This is a genomic window from Brevundimonas sp. (assembly GCF_016463485.1).
GTDB lineage: Bacteria > Pseudomonadota > Alphaproteobacteria > Caulobacterales > Caulobacteraceae > Brevundimonas.
In genome coordinates this window covers 1-17,311 of sequence record NZ_JAEMRD010000067.1, presented here as the reverse complement: position 1 = coordinate 17,311, position 17,311 = coordinate 1, and the positions used below count along the sequence as shown (strand labels likewise).

Genomic DNA, 17,311 nt, shown 5'->3' with positions numbered 1-17,311 from the left:
AGCTGCTGGAGAAGCAGAAGGCCGGCAAGAAGCGCATGCGCCAGTTCGGCAAGGTCGAGATCCCGCAGGAGGCCTTCATCGCCGCGCTGAAGATGGATGAGGATTGAGTGGCCGCCGCTGGGGATGAGGAATTCGTAGGCCCGCTATTCAAGCGCCTCACCCTTACAGACGCCAATAAGGGCAACGCGCATACCTCCGGGCCCACGCTCACTAAGCCTGTTCGTGGGTATTTCCCCGACCCCTCTGGCGAGCCGGGGCGTCGAACGGACGTTGAGGTCATCCTCATCAACGATGATGCAGCTGGGATTGTGATGGTTTCGGCGGGCGGCGCCGTTGTCCAGATACAAGGCTCTCCGGCAGAGACTTACCTCTCAGAGGTACAGCCGCTGAGAAAATTTATGCAGGAGGATGACCTCTTGCTAATCGAGCCATCTGTCAGCAGTTCTCGCCACTTCCGGATCACACGCGTCGCGCAGGATTCGCCTCGCTTTGCATTACTCAACCCTCAAGCTGTAGGTGGAGCTGGCCTGCTAAAAAGCGCGGTCCAGCCGCCAAGCGATGTTGACCTTGTTAACGCAACATCGGAGCTCAACGCTCGGCTAACTCAGCCCTTCGAGCTTTTTGATGCCGGTGCGGTCTGGTTGCCGACGGGCAGACGGATTGCTCGTTCCCGAGCTTTCGTTGCTAAAGTCATAGATGCTTACGACAGCCGGTGCGCCTTTTGCGGATTAGGAGCTAGGCTTGTAAGTGGGCGCTCTGAGGTCCAGGCGGCCCACATCGTGTCCCGGGGAAAAATGGGGGCGGATGATGTCCGGAACGGACTGGCCCTGTGTAGGGTGCACCATTGGGCATTCGACGAAGGTGAGATCAGAGTTGATGCTGATCTTACGATACGGGTGAATCCAAAAGTTGCCGCGACCCCGGAAAATGGGCCGCTTTGGGCCGTTGACGGGACCAACCTTAAGCTCCCACTCGATCCGAAACTGCATCCTAATGCCGAGGCGCTAGGATGGCATCGGGCATCAATTGCGTTCGCGTAGTTTCCACATCGCCGCCAGCATGTATGTTCTCCACTTGTTCTCCTGGCAATAACCTGGCAGTCTGCGATCCTTGGTGAACGCGGAGAATCGACCGTGTCGGAGTACGCGAGCATGGTGAAACAGGCGGGCCGGGCGACAGCCGACAAGGCGGTTGCGAATGGCTGGATCGACGGACCGGCGACGCCAGTCCCGGCTCAGGCGAGGCTCAAGCTTGTTCGCGGAGACAAGGGCGAAGCTTCGGCGGACTTCACCTTCATCGATCTGTTTGCCGGGATCGGCGGACTGCGTCGCGGCTTCGAATCCATCGGCGGGAAGTGTGTCTTCACCTCGGAGTGGGACAAGTACAGCCAGAAGACCTATGCCGCGAACTTCCCGGACGACGACCACGAGATCAACGGCGACATCACCAAGGTCGAGGTCGAGGACATCCCGGCGCACGACGTGCTGTTGGCCGGGTTCCCGTGCCAGCCGTTCTCAATCGCGGGGGTGTCCAAGAAGAATGCGCTCGGGCGGGCGCACGGGTTTGAGGACAAGACCCAGGGCACGCTGTTTTTCGATGTGGCGCGGATCATCGCGCATCATCGGCCTGCGGCCTTTCTGCTGGAGAACGTCCGCAATCTGATCGGCCACGACAAGGGCAAGACCTTCCAGACGATCAAGGACGTCCTGGAGAAGGAGCTTAACTACAAAATCGATTACCGCGTGATCGATGGGCGTTCCTGGACGCCGCAGCACCGAGAGCGGATTTTCATTGTCGGTTTCCGGGAGGACCACGGGTTCAGGTTCGCCGACCTGAAGGTCCCGGACGCAAGGCCGAAGCTGCGGGACATCCTGCATCCCGGCGACGGATCGGAAGCGCCGGACCAGAGATTCACCGTCGGAAACTCCGGCCGGGTGTCCGAGAAGTACACCCTGACCGACCACCTCTGGAACTATCTCCAGCGGTACAAGGAAAAGCACCAGGCAGCGGGCAATGGTTTCGGGTTCGGTCTGGTCGGGCCCGATGATGTCGCGCGCACGTTGTCCGCCCGCTACTACAAGGACGGCTCCGAAATCCTGATCGAACAGGAGGAGGGCAAGGCGCCGAGGCGGCTGACCCCGAGAGAGTGCGCCCGACTGATGGGATTTGATGAGCCACAAGGGAATGATTTCATCATCCCGGTGTCGGATACCCAGGCCTATCGGCAGTTCGGGAACTCGGTCGTGGTTCCGGCCGTGAAGGCTGTGGCCGAGCATATGAAGTCGCACCTGTTCCGGGCGCTGGCTGCGAAGCGCAAGGTGGCGGTTGGCTGACGTCGTCGACCCGGCGACCCGCAGCCGGATGATGTCCGGCATTCGGGGCAAGAACACGAAGCCCGAACTGATGATCCGCAAAGCGCTGCATGCGCGCGGGTTTCGCTACCGGATCCACTGCAAGGACATGCCGGGCAATCCGGATCTGTGCCTGCCGAAACATCGGGCGGTGATCTTCGTACACGGGTGCTTCTGGCATGGGCATGGCTGCCATCTGTTCAAATGGCCCAAGACACGACCGGATTTCTGGAAGACGAAAATCGAGCGGAACTGCAGTGTCGATGCTGCGGCCTTGCTCCGTCTGGCTGAGGCCGGCTGGCGCGTCGCCACCATCTGGGAGTGCGCGCTGAAAGGCAAAAGGCGCTTGCAACTCGAAGATGTCGTTGCGAGCCTCGGTCGGTGGCTTCGATCTGACGAGCCCGGCTTGAAGATCGAAGGCACTACAGAATGCCCATGATGAGCCTGCCGGACTGGATAGCCGAGTTCTCCAAACCGGATCACATCTGGTATTTGAAACGCCTGTCAGCCAACGACACTCTGGCGAACGCTACGCATCAGGCCGGACCTTACATTCCGAAGGAGCTGTTGTTTCGCGTTCTGCCCGGATTGCACAATCGCGAAGCCGAAAACCCTCGGGTTCTGGTCGATGCGTTCGTCGATTCCGGGACCGAGGTGCGGTCGGTCACAGCGATCTGGTACAATAACCGCCAACGGGGTGGGACGCGCGACGAGACCCGCGTCACCGGTTGGGGTGGCGGTGCCTCCGCACTGCTGGACCCTGACAGCACCGGAGCGCTAGCCGCTTTTGTGTTCGAGAACGGCGCGCTGAACTCGGGCGCAACCGCTATCCACGTCTGGGTGTGTAGCGGTTATCAAGACGAGATGTTTGAGGACGTGGTCGGCGCGGTTGACCCCGGCAAGGCCATTACCTGGCGGCCGGGCGAGCCGATCAGCCTTTTCGCCGCCGGCTCGGTCCGCACTTCATGCTCGTTGAAACCTTCAGAAATGCCTCCGCATTGGCTGGAACGATTCCCGAGCGCCGCCGAGATCGTTAAGCGGTCGGTGGATTTGCAGAGGCTTCAAAGCCAGACGCCGGATGACCGATTGATCCGTCGCCGCAAATGCGAGTTTGAAATCTTCAAGTCCGTCGAGGAAGCTCTTGAGGGACCGAAGGTCGGCGCCGGCTTTGGATCCCTGGATGAGTTTCTCGTTCTCGCCCAGACGGTTTTGCAGCGGAGGAAGTCTCGATCGGGGCGGTCACTCGAACTGCACGCGCGAGAAATCTTCCTCGAAGAAGGGTTGGTGGAACACCAGCATTTCAGCCACGGAGCGACCTCGGAAGGCGACAAGAAGCCCGACTTCCTGTTCCCTTCGGCACAGGCCTATAGCGACGTGAACTTCCCGAAAGAGCGGCTCCGCATGCTCGCCGCCAAAACGACAGCGCGTGATCGGTGGAGGCAGGTTCTGAACGAAGCCGACCGTGTTCCGACCAAGCACCTTCTCACGCTCCAGGAGGGTGTGTCCGAGAACCAGTTCGCCGAGATGGAGGCTGCGAAGCTCCAACTTGTAATCCCGGCCAGTCTGGTCGACGCATTCCCGGAGAGTGTGCGTCCGAAACTGATCACGCTCGATCAATTCATTTACGAAGTGCGGGCGCTCAACTAGCCGACCGGACGCGATCGGGGCATGATTAGGTACCCTCGGCGGCTCGCCAATCCCCCTCGACCTGACGTCAATCCCGGTCGCATCCCTTTGCGCGCCAACGCATCGCGCGTAGCGAAGTCTCCGCGGTCGGGGCTGGCTTATCCTGCCTCGCATGACCACCGCAGCCTCGCCCATCGCCGCCGACCGGCCCGCCCACTATCGTCTCGGGGACGAGACCTGGGCGTTGATCCTGAAGGAGTATCGGGAGGGGGCGACGGCGCCGTTTCTGTCGCGGAAGTGGCGGGTGTCGGTGCATGCGATCAGGAAGCGCGCGACCCGGCATGGGGCGACCAAGCGGGACTGGGGCGACGCGCAGGCGATCGGGCAGGCGCTGGCGCGCGAGGCCGAGCTGGAGGAGGCGCGGCGCAATGCCCCCGAGGCGGTGGCGGCGCGGCTGTTCGCCGGGGTCGATCTGAGCGACGACGAGGGGGATGCGGGGGTGCTGGCGCAGACGGCGCTGCTGGCCTCGGGGCGGGCGATGAAGGGAAGGTTGTGGGCCGAGGCCAAGGCGTTGGCGGGGCTGGCCGAGAGCTATCGGCGGCTGGGTGAGCGTGAGCAGCGATGGGGCCCCGATGACGCGGAGGCCCGGGCCAGGACGGACGCGGCTACGCTCTTCGTAGCCCGGCACCTCGGCATCAACCCGTGGCCGGACGAGGCCGAAGACCCCGATCACCGTGCGTAACACCGCTTTCGGCGCAACGTCCGGTGGGCTAGAGCTTTTCGGGAACCAGGCGGGGCGTCAGACCGCGCCGGCATAGGACAGGAAACGCAATATGGCTCGAGTGGCTCTGGTGACCGGCGGGACGCGCGGCATCGGCAAGGCGATCGTACAACGCCTGAAAGAAGACGGCATGGCCGTGGCGGCCGGATACTCGGGCAATACCGAGGCGGCCGAGGCGACGGCGCGTGAGCTGGGCGTCATGGTGGTCAAGGGCAATGTCGGCTCGTTCGAGGACTGTGCCCGCGCCGTCGCCGACGTCGAGGCCGAGCTGGGCCCCATCGATGTGCTGATCAACAACGCCGGCATCACCCGCGACGGCTTCTTCCACAAGATGAGCTCGGAACAGTGGTCCGACGTGATCCGCGTCAATATGGACAGCGTGTTCAACATGACACGCCAGGTGATCACCGGGATGCGCGACCGGAACTTCGGCCGCATCGTCAACATCAGCTCGATCAACGGCCAGAAGGGCCAGGTGGGCCAGACCAACTATTCCGCCGCCAAGGCCGGGATGATCGGCTTCACCAAGGCGCTGGCGCTTGAAAACGCTCGCAAAGGCGTGACCGTCAACTGTATCGCGCCCGGCTATATCGATACCGAAATGGTCGGGGCCATGGACCAGAAGGTGCTGGACGCCATCATCGCCCAGATCCCCGTCGGCCGCCTGGGCAAGGGCGAGGAGATCGCCGACATGGTGTCCTGGCTGACCGGGGAGCGTGCTGGATATGTCACAGGCTGTACCCTGAGCCTGAACGGCGGCCAATATCTGGTCGGCTGAGCCCGGCCTGCCCCAAAACCGCCGTGTGGCGATCGCATCCGTGAGGCCATGAGGTTCACACGGCGAGAGACGGCGTTGACGCCCGCTCCGGCGACGATGGCGTTTGCCGCCGTGGTCGCCGTGCTGGCCTGTGCGTCCGTGGCCACGCCGACGGCGGCCCAGGTCCGCACCAATGCCCAGGCCGAGCAGAACCGGTCGATCCCCCGCCCGAACCGCACCCAGCCGCCGACCGGCCGCTATGTGTCCGAAAGCGGCGAGACCTTCATCTTCGACCGGTCGGGGGCGCGGCCGCTGTTCCGGTTCCAGAGCCGCAACGAGGTCTGGGCCCTGCGGCCCAATGCGGCGCCGCGCGGGGACATCATCTATCGCAACGACGGCGGGGCCCAGGTCCTGAGGGTGACGCCGGATGGGGGGGTGACCCTGTATTCGGCGCGGGCCCCGAACGGATCGCCCGCCTCCATGGCCGGACCTGCGCCCGCGCTGGAGCGGCCGATGCTGGGGCCGGTGGCCCTGGCCAATCTGATGTACCAGCGCAGTTCCGCCATCAGCCGCGCCCTGGGTCGTCTGGTCGTGGTCCAGCTGGACGGCGAGCGGGACGAGGCCCTGTGCGTCGACGCCCTGATGGTCTCGACCGACGCGGTGCTGCGTATGGCCGGGTCGCCGACGACGCGGGTCCAGCTGAATGGCCTGCAGTCGGTGACGATCACCGAGGGGCGGGCGGCCTCGGTCGCCTATGTCAACGGCGACCTGCGGGTCACGGTGCAGCCGAACCAGGGGATCACCGGGCGTCCGTCCTCGACCCGGATCATCCGCGCGGTGCTGCGCGACTAGCCCTTGAAGGCGTCCTTGGCGGCGCGGCGGGCGGCGAAGTCGTCGGCGTCCCGCGCCCGCAGGAAGGGGTTGAACGCCTTTTCGACCGACAGGACCGTGGGCTCGGTGAACTCGCCGCGTTCGCGCATGGCGAAGATGGCGGCCGCGTGGTCGGCCATCTCGGGGCGGTCGTCGATCGACAGCGCGAAGCGGGCGTTGGCGGCGGTGTATTCGTGGGCCCCGTACAGCACCGTGGCGTCGGGCCAGGCGGCGATGGCCGACAGGCTGGACCACATCTGCTCGGCCGTGCCTTCGAACAGACGACCGCAACCCAGCGGGAACAGGGTGTCGCCGACGAAGGCGATGTCGTCGGCTGCCGAGCGATAGAGGATATGGCCCAGGGTGTGGCCGGGGGCCGCCGTCACCTCGAACCGGGTCTGGCCCAGCATGACGACGTCGCCGCCGGTCACGACCTGATCGACGGCTGCGATGCGGCGGACCTCCTCGGGCCCGACGATCCGGCAACCTGTCGCGGCCTGGATCGTGGCGTTGCCGCCCGCGTGGTCGGGGTGCCAGTGGGTGTTCACGATCAGGTCGAGCCGCCCCCAGCCGAGCCGCTCCAGTTCCGCCAGGATGGCATCGCCGTCGGGCGTGTCGACTGTGGCGACCTGTCCGGTCGCGTCGTCGCGCAGCAGGAAGGCGTAGTTGTCGCTGAGGACCGGGAAGATGTGGACGGTCAGGGCCATGGGGTTTCTCCGGGCGACGGCGTGGGGGTGTTTGGCATATAGTGCGCCCCATGCGTCGCAGCATCGAGGATCTTCGCGCCTTCTACGGCGAGCCGACAGGTGCGCTGGTGCGCCGGCTGGTGGCGCGGCGGCTGGATGACGCCTGGGGCGAGGCCGTGGGCAGCGACATCCTGGGGATCGGCTATGCGACGCCGTGGCTGGACGCCTTCGTCGGAGCGCGCCGGATCGTGGCGGCCATGCCGGGCGGGCAGGGGGTCGAGCTGTGGCCCGCCGCCGGGCGCAACCGCACCCTTCTGGTCGACGAGAAGCGGCTGCCGTTCGCGGCCGGGGCCTTCGACCGGATCCTGCTGATCCACGCGCTGGAGGAGGCCGACGATCCGGAGACCCTGCTGACCGAGGCGGTGCGGGCCCTGGCCCCGGCGGGGCGGATCATCCTGGCCGTTGCGGCACGCGGCGGTCTGTGGGCGCGGGCCGAGGCGACGCCGTTCGGTCACGGACGACCCTTTACCCGACGGCAGCTGGAACGACTGGTGCGTCAGGTGGGGCTGGAGCCGACGGCCTGGTCACAGACCCTCTATACGCCGCCGTGGACCCCGTTGCTGCGGCTGGCCGACGGCATCGAGCAGATGGGCGGGATGGTGGCGCCCGGGGCCGCGGGGCTGATCCTGCTGGAGGCCTCGCGCCAGGCCTATGCGCGGGTCCGGCCATCAGGATCGACGGCCAGGGTCAGGGTCGCGTCGCCCGATCTGGTGCCTCAACCGGCCGGTCGCGAGCCGCACTTCTAGCCGCGCCCCCGATTCGTGGGCTAAAGGCCAAGTCATGCACCGCCTCATTCTCATGCGACACGCCAAGACCGAACGGGCGGCGGCCTCGGGCCACGACCGGGACCGCGCCCTGACCGCCCGGGGACGCGAGGACGGCCTGCTGATGGGGCGGGTCCTGTTCGAGAAGGGACTGCGGCCCGATCTGGCCCTGGTCTCGACCGCGACCCGCACGCGCCAGACCTGGGACCTGTTGCAGGAGGCGTTCGGTGACGTCGAGGTGCGGCTGATGCCCGACCTCTACAACGCCACGGCCGATGTGATCCGCCGCTTCGTCGAAGGCGCCGAGGAGGAGGCGGGGTGTCTGCTGGTGCTGGCGCACAATCCGGGCGTCCATCTGCTGGCGCATGAGTACCTCGTCGAGAGCGCGGCCTCTCCCAGCGTGCTGGACCGGATGGCGGCGGGCTTTCCCACGGCAGCGGCGGCGGTGTTCGAGGTCGATGTCGCGGGCCGTTGCGTTTATGACGGCTATCTGACGCCCAAGGCCTTCGGCGGCGGTGCCGACGAATGAGCGAAACCACGGCCTACAAGATCATCGGGGCCGACGAATGGAGCGGGATCGTCGCGGCAGGCGCCTATGCAGGGTCGGAGGTCGACCACGCTGACGGCTATATCCATCTGTCGACCGAGGATCAGTTCGCCGAGACGGCGGGCAAGCATTACGCCGGACGCGCCGACCTGCTGTGCCTGAGCGTGGACCTCACGACCCTGGGTGAGACGGTGGTGTGGGAGCCGTCGCGCGGCGGACAATTGTTCCCGCACATCTATGGGCCCCTGCCGATCGCAGCCGTGACGAAGCGGCGAGGGTTTGGCGTCAGTCCAGACGGCGAAGTGCAGTTCGAGGATCAGGCGTGAGCCTGTCCGATCTCGGCGCGGCGGCGTTGCGGCGGCTCGATCCCGAGGACGCGCACGGCTGGGCGATCACGGCGCTGAAGACCCTGCCGCTGCCCCGGGCCAGGGCGGACGACCCGATCCTGGCGACGCGGATCGCCGGGCTGGAGTTGAGCAACCCGGTCGGTCTCGCGGCCGGACTCGACAAGAATGCCGAGGCCCTGAAGGGGCTGTCGCGGCTGGGGTTCGGCTTCATCGAATGCGGCTCGGTCACGCCCCTGGCCCAGGCGGGAAATCCGCGTCCACGCCTGTTCCGGCTGAGCGAGGACCGGGCGGTGATCAACCGGATGGGTTTCAACAATCGCGGGCTGGAAGCCTTTGCGGCTGGGCTTGCCGACCGGCCGCCGGGCGTGGTCGTGGGAGGCAATCTGGGGGCGAACAAGGATACCGAGGACAAGGCGGCTGACTATGTCGCGGGCCTGCAAAGGCTCGATGGCCTGGCCGACTACTTCACGGTCAATATCTCGTCGCCCAACACCCCCGGCCTGCGGGCGCTTCAGGGGCGTGAGGCGCTGGACGACCTGCTGGGCCGGGTCGCGGAGGCGCGGGGTGCTGACGGCGGGCGGGTGCCGGTCTTCCTCAAGATCGCGCCCGACCTGACATCGGCCGAGATCGGCATGATCGTCGAAGCTGCCCTGGCCCACGGGATCGACGCCCTGATCGTGTCGAACACTACCCTGGAACGGCCCGGCCTGACGTCGCCGGATGCCGGACAGTCTGGGGGGCTGTCGGGTGCGCCGCTGAAGCCGTTCGCCCTGGCCGCGCTCCGTGCGGCGGCAGAGGCGGCGGCGGGTCGTCTGCCCCTGATCGGGGTCGGCGGGATCGCGTCCGGCGAGGACGCCTATGCGCGGATCCGGGCGGGTGCGGCAGCGGTCCAGATCTATTCCGCCCTGGTCTACGAAGGGCCCGGACTGGTCGGTCGCATCAAGCGCGATCTGGCCGCACGCCTGCGCGCCGACGGGTTTGCGACCGCTTTCGAGGCCTCTCGCGCCGGCCGTTGACGGAGCGTTAGGGCCACTCGGCCATACTGCCTCCAAGGGGCCGAAACGGCCGGTGAGGACACGCATGACGGAGGTCACGATCCAGACGACCGCCGACAACTGGGCCGAAGCCGTGCGCCAGCGTCGCAAGGCCCTGGTTCAACGCATGGGAATGGGGGCCGCGACGGCCCTGATCTTCACCCCGATCCTGGGGTGGACCGTGTCGATCCCCTGGGTCGTCTTCTATTTTGCCGTTCAGTTGGTCGATGCGATGATCTTCGCGCCGATCACCAAGACCACCGTGGGCCGGATGCCGATCTGGCGGATCGCGCTGGGCGGCGTAATCCTGTTCATGAACGCGGCCAGCTTCGGCAGTCTGTCGGTGATCCTGTGGCTGACCGGCGGCGTGATGGGCGGTGTCTGCGCCTCCATCGTGCTCGCGTCCGGGTCCATCTATGCGGTGGTCAACTCGCCGCGTTCAGCCACGGTGCTGGCCCTGACCATTACGCCACAGTTCCTGTATCTGCTGGCCACGCCGGTGTTCATGACGTTCAACGGTGCGGCACCCAGCTTCGTCACCGCCTCCGTGATCGCGATCTGCGTCTTCGGGGCCTACTGCCTGTCGACCTGGCGCAGTATCGAGAAGGCCTACGTTTCCGAGAATCAGGCGCGCCGGATCGCCGAGGAGCGTCGCGAACAGGCTGAGGCCGCGCTGGCCGGCCGGTCCGCGTTCCTGGCCGCGATCGGCCACGACCTGCGCACCCCGATCGGGGCCATCCTGACCGGTTCGGCCGAGATGGACAGGGTCGCCACCGATGCCAGCGCCCGCGCCCACGCGGCCCTGATCACCGACGCCGGCCTGATGATGAAGGCCCTGCTCGACAACCTGCTGGACCACTCCAAGCTCGATGCGGGGCGGATGACGGTGGAGGCCGAGGATTTCGACCTGCGCGCCATGCTGGCCCAGACGCTGCGTCTGTGGACGGGTCCGGTGCGGGCCAAGGGGCTGAGCATGCGTGTCGAGGGGGCCCGCGAGATGCCGGCCATGGCGCGCGGCGACGCAATGCGTTTGCGCCAGATCCTGAACAACCTGATTTCCAATGCCCTGAAGTTCACCGAGACCGGTTCGGTCACCCTGCGGCTCAAGGCCTGGCCCGAGGAACCCTCGGGTCACGCCCTGCTGATCGAGGTCGCCGACACCGGCCCCGGGATGACGCGCGACCAGATGGGCCGTCTGTTCGCCGCTTTCGACCAGACGGCGGACGGGATCAGCGCGCGCCATGGCGGCAGTGGCCTGGGCCTGTCCATCAGCCGCGAACTGGCCTCGCTGATGGGCGGACGGCTGACCGCGCGCAGCGCGCCGGGAGAGGGGGCCTGTTTCACCCTGTCGCTGGTCCTCGGCGAGGCGTCGCATGACATTTCCGCGATGGCGCCGTTGGACGCGGAGACCCGCGCCGACATCTCAGCCGACCTGATCGCGGCCTCGCGCGCGGCGCAGCGGCGTGTGACCGCGCCAGCCGCTGTCGCTGAGCCCGTCAAAGCCGAGGTCGCGACCTCACCGCAGCCCGTGGTCCTGCCCGCAGCGGCAGCTTCGCCGAGCCTGGAAGAGATCCTGGGACAGCTCGGAGGGCCGGACCGGGTACCGGCGGTTCACGTCGAGGCGGTTGCGCCCGACCCTGTGATCGAGGCCGCTCCTGCCGATGTTCTGGATGAAGAAGCGGATCGTCCCCTGCGGGTGCTGGTGGTCGACGACCACGACATCAATCGCCGCGCCGTCGAGTTGATCCTGACGCCGCTGGGCTGCGATATCGCCACGGCGGCGGACGGGATGGCGGCGCTGAGACTGTGCGAGGTCGACGCCTTCGACGTCATCTTCATGGACGTGCGGATGCCCGAACTGGACGGTCGCGAGACGACGCGGCGACTGCGCGCGGGTGGCGGGATCAATGCCGAAGTGCCGGTAATCGCGGTCACGGCCGACACCAGCCCCGACGACGTCGCCGCCTGTATGGCGGCCGGCATGACCTATTTCGTCTCCAAGCCCCTGACCCCGCCGGCTCTGCTGGGTGCCCTGCAGAAGGTGCTGTCGGCCGGGGCGGATCAGGACGATGCCGTGGAGACCGTGGCGGCCTGAGTTGTAGGCGTGGGCGGGCCTGTCGCTCCGATCAGGCACCGAGTCTCCCCCTCCGTCTCCTCGCCAAGAGGCTCGGATCCACCTCCCCATCGCTTCGCGACAGGGAGGAGATGCGCTCAAGCAGGGAGCGACCGCGTCGCGAGCGGTAGCGCCCTGACTTAAAGCTGGGCCAGCAGGTGTTCGGCGGCGGAGACCTTGAACTCGCCGCCCTGTTCGATGTTCAGCTCGGTGACGACGCCGTCCTTGACGAGCATCGAGTAGCGCTGCGAGCGCTCGCCCATGCCGAAGCCGCGCGCGTCCAGCGTCAGGCCCAGGGTGCGGGTGAAGTCGCCCGAACCGTCGGCCAGCATCAGGATGTCCTCGGCGCCGTCGGTGGCCTTGGCCCAGGCGCCCATGACGAAGGGATCGTTGACCGACAGGCAGGCAATGGTGTCCACGCCCTTCGACTTGAAGTCCGCGCCGTTGTCGACATAGCCGGGCAGGTGACGGGCCGAGCAGGTCGGGGTGAAGGCGCCGGGGACGGCGAACAGGGCGACGGTCTTGCCCTTGAAGATCTCGTCGGTGGTGATCGGCTTGGGGCCTTCCGCCGTGGGGGTGCCGAGGGTGGCGGTGGGGATCTTGTCGCCGATCTGGATGGTCATGGAAGGCTCCGGGGCTGTGGGAATGGTTGGCGGATCGCAGATAGGCGCGCCGGATGCCGCCGCCAAGCCCGCAAGCGCGTCATGACGCCTTGCGAAAGTCGGGATGGGCGCCAATCATACGGTCATGGCTGAATTCGACTCGCTCGTGGGACGGCTGCTGGTGGCGATGCCCGGTATCGGCGATCCGCGTTTCGAGCACGCGGTGATCCTGGTCTGTGTGCATGAGCCGGGACACGCGATGGGGCTGAGGCTCGACCGGCCGGCACCGATGGTTGACCTGAAGTCGGTGCTCTCGAAACTGGAGATCCCGGCGCCCGACAGTGCGGCGGGGCGGCCAGTGCTGGTCGGCGGGCCGGTGGACAAGGAACGGGGCTTCGTCCTGCACACCGACGACTGGATGAACCGGGATACCAGCGTGCCCTTCGTCGACGGCCTGGCCATGACCGGGACCCGGGACGCGCTTCTGGCCATGACCGATGTGGCGGGGCCGAAGCGTTCGACCCTGCTGTTGGGCTATGCCGGCTGGGGCGAGGGTCAGCTGGAGGACGAACTGGGCGAGAACGTCTGGCTGACCGCCGACGCCGACATGGACGTCATCTTCGACGCCGACCACGAGACGAAATGGGCCCGCGCCCTGGCTGGCCTCGGCGTCGATGCGGGGATGTTGTCGGGACAGGCGGGGCGGGCCTAGACCCTCGGCTTGCGCGGCCGGGTCGCCTTGGCGATGGCGTCGACGACCTTGGTCTTCAGGCTGCGCTTGACCGGGGTGACGGCGGTCTTCGCCACGACCGGCGTCTTCCTCGGCGCATAGAGGCTGGCGCGGTCGAGCGGCAGGCCGGACGGGCCGGGGCGGCGCTTCTGGGCCACGGTCTGATAGACCAGCACCGAGCCGCGCTCGAAGCTCTTCTTGAACAGGGCGAAATAGATCAGCCACAGCCGGGTCCGGGCCTCGCCGACCATGGCATAGGCGTCCTCGCGCCGCGCATAGAGCCGGTCTTCCCAGTGTTTCAGCGTCAGCTCGAAATGCTCGCGCATGTCTTCGACGTCCAGGGTCTCGAAGCCGAGACGGCCCAGGTTGGTCACCGTCATGCCGATGGTGTCCAGTTCGCCGCCGGGGAAGATGAAGCGGGTGATGACCTTGGTGGTGTTGGTGGCCTTGATCGGGTTCAGCCCGCCGCGCCGCACCGAGGCCTGGTGGAAATACAGGCCGCGCGGTTTCAGTAGCCGCTTCATCTCCAGGAAGTGGCGTTCGTGGTTGGCGAAGCCGACGTGTTCGAACATCTCGACCTGGCTGATGGCGTCGTATTCGCCGACCACGTCGCGGTAGTCCTTGAGCTCGAGCGTAATCTTGTCCGACAGGCCTTCGCGCTCGACCTTGGCGCGGCCGTAGTCGAGTTGGGCCTGGGACAGGGTCACGCCGTGGACGGTGACGCCGTAGTTCCTGGCGGCCCAGCACGACAGGCCGGCCCAGCCGCAACCGACGTCGAGCAGTTTCTGGCCGGGCTGCAGGCGCAGCTTGCGGCAGATCCGGTCCAGCTTCTCTTCCTGGGCGGCCTCAAGCGTCGCGTCGTGGTCGGTGAAATAGGCGCTGGAATAGACCATCTCCGGATCCAGGAAGATGGCGTAGAAGTCGTTGCCGACATCATAGTGGAACTGGATGAAGTCCTTGTCGCTGCGGCCCGACTTGTCGGCGCCGATGCCGTCGTTGCCGGTCTTGTCCCATTCGGGCAACTGGGTCGCGCCAGCGTCCGAGCCGTCGAACAGGAAGGGCAGGGCGGCCTTGGCGATCAGTCGCTTGTCGGCCCGCTTGGCCAGGTGGATGGCGCGGCCGTGGTCCCAGCGGTCGGCGGCGTCCAGCGGCGATCCGCCCTCGATCCGCATGTCGCCGGTGGCGAACATCTCGAACAGGGTCATCAGGCCGGGCTTGAGCATCAGCCGGCGCACCGCCGACGGCCGGGCGATGACGATCTGGATGTCGTCGCGAGCGTTCGGACCCAGCGGCAGGACCTCGCCGTTCCACAGGCGCAGGGACAGGTCGGCCTGAAGCAGGTCGGCGACATGGGCCGTGATGCGGCGCGCGGCGACCAGTCTCTTGTCGGTATCGGGGGTCATGCTTGATATCTCTATGGCCTGACTGCTCTTTGCACGGCGGAGCGCGGACGGGCTAGAGAGTCGTGTCATTTCAGACGGAGAGGCTGTTTTCGGGCCACGCCCCGGGCCTTTTGCGTTGACTCGCCGGGGTCGGTCCGTATATGTCGCCGCTCTTCGCCCGCGGGGTCACCCGGCGGGCGCTATCTTTTTTGCGTTACGCTGAGGCTCAACATGTACGCGGTGATCAAAACCGGCGGCAAGCAGTACCGGGTCCAACCGGGCGACACGATTGTTGTCGAAAAGCTTGACGGCGACGCTGGCCAGGAACTGAAGTTCGACAGCGTCCTGATGCTGGGCGGCGACAATGGCGTCACGCTGGGCGCTCCGCTCATCGACGGCGCGACCGTCGGCGCGACCCTGATCGAAACCCGCAAGGGCGAGAAGATCAAGATCTTCAAGAAGACCCGTCGTCAGGGCTATCGCCGCACCAACGGCCATCGCCAGATGGAATCGGTCCTGCAGATCACCGGCATCGAAGGTGCCGGCGAGAGCGCCAAGTGGGACGGCACGGTCAACCTGATGACCAAGGCCGAGATCAACCTGCGTGCCCGTGGCCTGGCCAAGCGCGAAGCGACGTCCGATCTGGGTTCGACCGAAACCGTCGTCGCCGATCATGACGGCGCCCAGGTCGACGCCGTCGTCGTCGAGAAATCCGCACCCGCCAAGAAGGCCCCGGCGAAGAAGGCTGCCAAGCCCGCCGAGACCGACGAAGCCTAAGAACAACCGCGCTACCCAGCGCGACCCCACGAGACGCGCTCAACCAGGCCTCAGGGCCGGTAGCGTAAAGAAAGAGGAGCAAACCCATGGCTCACAAGAAATCCGGTGGTTCGTCGCGTAACGGTCGCGACTCCCATTCCAAGCGCCTCGGCGTGAAGAAGTTCGGCAGCGAGCAGGTCGTGGCCGGCAACATCATCGTGCGTCAGCGCGGCACGACCTTCCACCCCGGCGACAACGTCGGCATGGGCCGCGACCACACCCTGTTCGCCCTCGAGCATGGCGCGGTGAAATTCACCAAGAAAGCCAACGGCCGTTGTTACGTGTCGATCCTTCCGGCGAACGACGATGCCGCTCTCACTCAGAATGGGGCGCTCGCCGCCGAGTAACACGACTGGAAATCCCGGATCGTGTTGCTGAAACAGCAGCCGATCCGGACCAGGGAAATTTTCCGCGGGGAGTCTGGATCACAGGCTCCCCGTTTGCGTTTCCCCGCCTCGAAGTCCGCCCGAGCCCTCCAAGGAGGCGGACCGAGATTGAGGCGACGTCCATGTGCATCATCGAAACCTCCCCGGTCATCGAGACCCGGCGTCTGGTCCTGCGCGCGCCCGCGCCCCAGGACGTGACCCGGATCGCCGCCCTGGCCAATGATCCCGACATCGCGCGCATGACCTGCCGGATGCCCCATCCGTTCGGAACCGGCGACGCCGAGGATTTCGTGATCTCGGTCGCGGGCCAGGACCCGGCGCGGGCCAACACCTTCCTGATCGAGCATGAGGACGCGGGGCCGGTCGGTGTGATCGGCCTGTTCGAGAGCGGGGACCGGGTTCCGGAGACCGGCTACTGGATCGGGCGCGAGTTCTGGGGGCGGGGCTTTGCCACCGAGGCGCTGGAGGCCGCTACCGTCTGGGCCAGCCGCAAGTGGCGCAGGCGGGCCCTGATGGCCGGCCATTTCTCGGACAACCCGGCGTCAGGCCGCGTGCTGGAAAAGGCGGGCTTCCTGTACACCGGCGAGACCCGGCGTCAGTTCAGCCGCGCACGGGGCGAACCCACCGACACGCGGATGATGGTCTGGCTCGCCTGACGCGTGGACAGTCGGGAGGTCAGCCGACGAGGCCGGCCGCCCATCCCGCGAAAGCCAGCCAGCCCGGGGTCATCCAGACCATCGGGGTCGCGATCATGACCACGGCCGCGACCAGTCCGCCGATCAGGGTCGCGGGATGCACACGCTTGAGCGTGTAGAGATCCCATAGGACCAGGGCGACGACGAACAGCAGAGGTAGCAGCCCCTTGAACGGCTGATCGATCGGCAGTGTCATCCGACCGAGAGAGGGCTGGAGCATGTCGAACATGGCCAGCATCATCAGCCGCTTGTGTGTCGCCGGTGTCCTGCGGAAGGCCAAGGCCGCCACGATCAGCCCGCAGAAGACGGGGATGTCGAGCAGCGGCACCGCCAGCCACGACAGCGGCGGAATCCCGGGCGGTGCCGTGAGCGGCCGGTGGACGCCGTGCAGCGCGACCAGGATCGCCAGCGGAATCATCAAGGTGATCAGGACCACGCCTGCGACGCCCAACCTCCTGTGGACGGCGACCTTCCCGCTGGCGACCAGCCCCGCCTGAACCGCGAAAAGCAGGATCCAAAGGGAGAAGACCAGTCCATGCAGATGGACCAGCAGATTCAGCGGCTCGTAAGGGTGGGCCGGGGGGAGGGTCCCCCGCAGATAGTAGCTCGGCGCGAACCCCGCGATCGTGCTGATCAGCACGATGATGGCCATGGTGGTGAAGAACATCCGGTCGCGAGGCAATCGCGGCTTGGCGGAAGCGCGTGGTTCAGCCGCTGTGGTCATGTCCAAACTCCCCCGAGTTGGACCCTAGACGATCATGGTC

21 protein-coding genes are annotated in these 17,311 nt (G+C 66.4%); 17 read left to right on the top strand and 4 right to left on the bottom strand.

Annotation, left to right across the window (positions count from 1 at the left end):
• The 8 genes from JHC99_RS10865 to JHC99_RS10835 form a co-directional block, all read left to right on the top strand.
• Positions 1–107: hypothetical protein (locus tag JHC99_RS10865; RefSeq protein WP_292154138.1), on the top strand; the 107-nt coding region annotated here is incomplete at its 5' end.
• Between the two features lie 204 nt (positions 108–311).
• The gene (locus JHC99_RS18815) at positions 312–1,040 is read left to right on the top strand and encodes an HNH endonuclease (protein ID WP_366927787.1); all 729 of its coding nucleotides are present in this window, start codon (positions 312–314) and stop codon (positions 1,038–1,040) included.
• A 93-nt stretch (positions 1,041–1,133) separates the two neighbouring features.
• Positions 1,134–2,333 (top strand): DNA (cytosine-5-)-methyltransferase, encoded by a 1,200-nt coding sequence (dcm, locus tag JHC99_RS10860; protein WP_292154136.1) that lies wholly within the window; start codon positions 1,134–1,136, stop codon positions 2,331–2,333.
• Entirely contained in the window at positions 2,326–2,790 is a 465-nt protein-coding gene (locus tag JHC99_RS10855) for a very short patch repair endonuclease (RefSeq protein WP_292154134.1), read from the top strand. The genes dcm and JHC99_RS10855 overlap by 8 nt, the downstream gene beginning before the upstream one ends.
• Positions 2,790–3,998 (top strand): type II restriction endonuclease, encoded by a 1,209-nt coding sequence (locus tag JHC99_RS10850; protein ID WP_292154133.1) that lies wholly within the window; start codon positions 2,790–2,792, stop codon positions 3,996–3,998. Before JHC99_RS10855 ends, JHC99_RS10850 begins: the two co-directional genes overlap by 1 nt.
• Positions 3,999–4,149: 151 nt before the next feature.
• A complete protein-coding gene (locus JHC99_RS10845; protein WP_292154131.1) occupies positions 4,150–4,719 on the top strand; it encodes a hypothetical protein in 570 nt (189 codons plus the stop codon).
• A gap of 91 nt (positions 4,720–4,810) precedes the next feature.
• Entirely contained in the window at positions 4,811–5,536 is a 726-nt protein-coding gene (gene phbB, locus JHC99_RS10840) for an acetoacetyl-CoA reductase (RefSeq protein ID WP_271145318.1), read from the top strand.
• Positions 5,537–5,611: 75 nt separating this feature from the next.
• Complete coding sequence (locus JHC99_RS10835) at positions 5,612–6,367, top strand: DUF4908 domain-containing protein (RefSeq protein ID WP_292154128.1); 756 nt, start codon at positions 5,612–5,614, stop codon at positions 6,365–6,367.
• Here the strand turns inward: JHC99_RS10835 and gloB are convergent.
• A complete protein-coding gene (gene gloB, locus JHC99_RS10830; RefSeq protein ID WP_292154126.1) occupies positions 6,364–7,092 on the bottom strand; it encodes a hydroxyacylglutathione hydrolase in 729 nt (242 codons plus the stop codon). The genes JHC99_RS10835 and gloB overlap by 4 nt on opposite strands.
• 50 nt (positions 7,093–7,142) lie before the next feature.
• Between gloB and JHC99_RS10825 the strand changes: the two genes are divergently transcribed.
• From JHC99_RS10825 to JHC99_RS10805, 5 genes are all read left to right on the top strand, one after another.
• Positions 7,143–7,877, top strand: coding sequence for a methyltransferase domain-containing protein (locus JHC99_RS10825; RefSeq protein WP_292154124.1), 735 nt, complete (start codon positions 7,143–7,145; stop codon positions 7,875–7,877).
• Positions 7,878–7,911: 34 nt separating this feature from the next.
• Positions 7,912–8,424, top strand: a complete 513-nt coding sequence (locus JHC99_RS10820; RefSeq protein ID WP_292154122.1) for a histidine phosphatase family protein — start codon at positions 7,912–7,914, stop codon at positions 8,422–8,424.
• Entirely contained in the window at positions 8,421–8,768 is a 348-nt protein-coding gene (locus JHC99_RS10815; RefSeq protein WP_292154120.1) for a DUF952 domain-containing protein, read from the top strand. Before JHC99_RS10820 ends, JHC99_RS10815 begins: the two co-directional genes overlap by 4 nt.
• Positions 8,765–9,805 carry a quinone-dependent dihydroorotate dehydrogenase gene (locus JHC99_RS10810; protein WP_292154118.1) on the top strand — a complete coding sequence of 347 codons (1,041 nt, stop codon included), beginning with the start codon at positions 8,765–8,767 and terminating at the stop codon, positions 9,803–9,805. Before JHC99_RS10815 ends, JHC99_RS10810 begins: the two co-directional genes overlap by 4 nt.
• Positions 9,806–9,869: 64 nt before the next feature.
• Positions 9,870–11,918, top strand: coding sequence for an ATP-binding protein (locus tag JHC99_RS10805; RefSeq protein WP_292154116.1), 2,049 nt, complete (start codon positions 9,870–9,872; stop codon positions 11,916–11,918).
• 158 nt (positions 11,919–12,076) lie between these two features.
• On the opposite strand, the gene JHC99_RS10800 is transcribed toward JHC99_RS10805, so the two are convergent.
• On the bottom strand, positions 12,077–12,559 hold the full coding sequence (locus JHC99_RS10800) for a peroxiredoxin (RefSeq protein WP_292154115.1): 483 nt from the start codon (positions 12,557–12,559) through the stop codon (positions 12,077–12,079).
• 124 nt (positions 12,560–12,683) lie between these two features.
• Between JHC99_RS10800 and JHC99_RS10795 the strand changes: the two genes are divergently transcribed.
• Positions 12,684–13,250: a YqgE/AlgH family protein gene (locus tag JHC99_RS10795; RefSeq protein ID WP_292154113.1), complete on the top strand. Its 567-nt coding sequence runs from the start codon at positions 12,684–12,686 to the stop codon at positions 13,248–13,250.
• Here the strand turns inward: JHC99_RS10795 and JHC99_RS10790 are convergent.
• A complete protein-coding gene (locus JHC99_RS10790) occupies positions 13,247–14,671 on the bottom strand; it encodes a cyclopropane-fatty-acyl-phospholipid synthase family protein (protein WP_292154112.1) in 1,425 nt (474 codons plus the stop codon). The genes JHC99_RS10795 and JHC99_RS10790 overlap by 4 nt on opposite strands.
• Positions 14,672–14,881: 210 nt before the next feature.
• Between JHC99_RS10790 and rplU the strand changes: the two genes are divergently transcribed.
• The 3 genes from rplU (at position 14,882) to JHC99_RS10775 (ending at position 16,508) form a co-directional block, all read left to right on the top strand.
• Positions 14,882–15,427 (top strand): 50S ribosomal protein L21, encoded by a 546-nt coding sequence (gene rplU / locus JHC99_RS10785; RefSeq protein WP_292154110.1) that lies wholly within the window; start codon positions 14,882–14,884, stop codon positions 15,425–15,427.
• A gap of 86 nt (positions 15,428–15,513) precedes the next feature.
• Positions 15,514–15,813, top strand: coding sequence for a 50S ribosomal protein L27 (gene rpmA, locus JHC99_RS10780; RefSeq protein WP_292154108.1), 300 nt, complete (start codon positions 15,514–15,516; stop codon positions 15,811–15,813).
• Positions 15,814–15,974: 161 nt separating this feature from the next.
• Positions 15,975–16,508: a GNAT family N-acetyltransferase gene (locus tag JHC99_RS10775; RefSeq protein WP_292154106.1), complete on the top strand. Its 534-nt coding sequence runs from the start codon at positions 15,975–15,977 to the stop codon at positions 16,506–16,508.
• Between the two features lie 19 nt (positions 16,509–16,527).
• Here JHC99_RS10775 and JHC99_RS10770 read toward each other — a convergent pair whose 3' ends face one another.
• Positions 16,528–17,271, bottom strand: a complete 744-nt coding sequence (locus JHC99_RS10770; protein ID WP_292154104.1) for a hypothetical protein — start codon at positions 17,269–17,271, stop codon at positions 16,528–16,530.
• Positions 17,272–17,311: the final 40 nt, after the last annotated feature.